Source organism: Vibrio sp. 1167, from assembly GCF_033340375.1.
GTDB lineage: Bacteria > Pseudomonadota > Gammaproteobacteria > Enterobacterales > Vibrionaceae > Vibrio > Vibrio alginolyticus.
The window spans coordinates 1-1,018 of the sequence record NZ_JAWOWK010000136.1 but is presented as its reverse complement, the minus strand read 5'-3'; the positions used below and the strand labels follow the sequence as shown (position 1 = coordinate 1,018).

The window sequence follows — 1,018 nt, the reverse complement described above, 5'->3', positions numbered from 1 at the left end:
GACTTAACATGTGGCCTCCTACTGTTTGTCTTCAGTTGGAGTTTGAACACGCACTTCTACGCCATTACGAACACGCTGTAGACCTTGTGTGATAACTGCTTCACCTTTCTCAAGACCTTCGCGAATGATGATGCCCTGCTCGACTTGCGGGCCAAGTTCTACATTGCGACGCTCAGCGACGTTGCCTTCCGTTGTCACCATCACGAAGTCACCTTCTAGGTCAGTTTGCACCGCACGACGAGGCACGACGATGACATCTCGCGTATTCTTATCACGTAAGTTGACTTTGATGTGCTGGCCAGGAAGCAGTTTGTGTTCTGGGTTTGGCACCAACGCACGCATAGCAATCGTGCCCGTTTTGGTATCAATACGGTTACCCAAGAAATCAAGCTGACCTAGATGTTCGAAAAACTGGCCGTTTTCTCGCTCTAGTTGCACTTCCACACCGTTCGACTCGGCCGAACCATCGCCTTTAATTCGATCCATTCCCATCGCTAAACGCTCACGTTCACTGACGCTAAACGAAGTGTGCACAGGATCTAGGCTCACGAGCGTCGTCAGCACACCTGCAGATGGAGAAACCAGATCACCAGTACTCACTTTAGTGTCGCTAATACGACCACTAAACGGCGCTCGGATTTGCGTGTACGAAAGGTTGACTTCTGCAAGTTTAAGCTGTGCATTCGCAGCTTCTAGTTCTGCACGCGCGCCTAGCAATGTTGCTGTCAACGCATCAAATTCCGATTGGGAGATGCTGCCACGAGGAAGCAGGTTTTTGCCGCGTTGGTGGTCAAGCTCTGCCTTTTTAAGCGAAGCTTTTGCTTGTGCTAACGCTGCTTTCGCACTTGCCACTTGTGCTTCAAAAGAAGAAGGTTCAATAGAATAAAGAAGCTGACCTTTTTCTACCATTTGTCCTTCTTCAAAATGACGAGCTTGTAAATAGCCTGAAATCTGTGCTGTGATATTGGTATCTTCTACCGCTTCAATGCGACCGATATATGATTTACTCGGTTGGTAG

At 48.5% G+C, this 1,018-nt stretch carries 1 protein-coding gene; it reads right to left on the bottom strand.

What is annotated here, in order from left to right:
- Nucleotides 1-18 precede the first annotated feature (18 nt).
- On the bottom strand, nucleotides 19-1,018 hold a 1,000-nt coding region (vmeY, locus tag R7Z78_RS24905; RefSeq protein WP_169643701.1), incomplete at its 5' end, for a multidrug efflux RND transporter periplasmic adaptor subunit VmeY.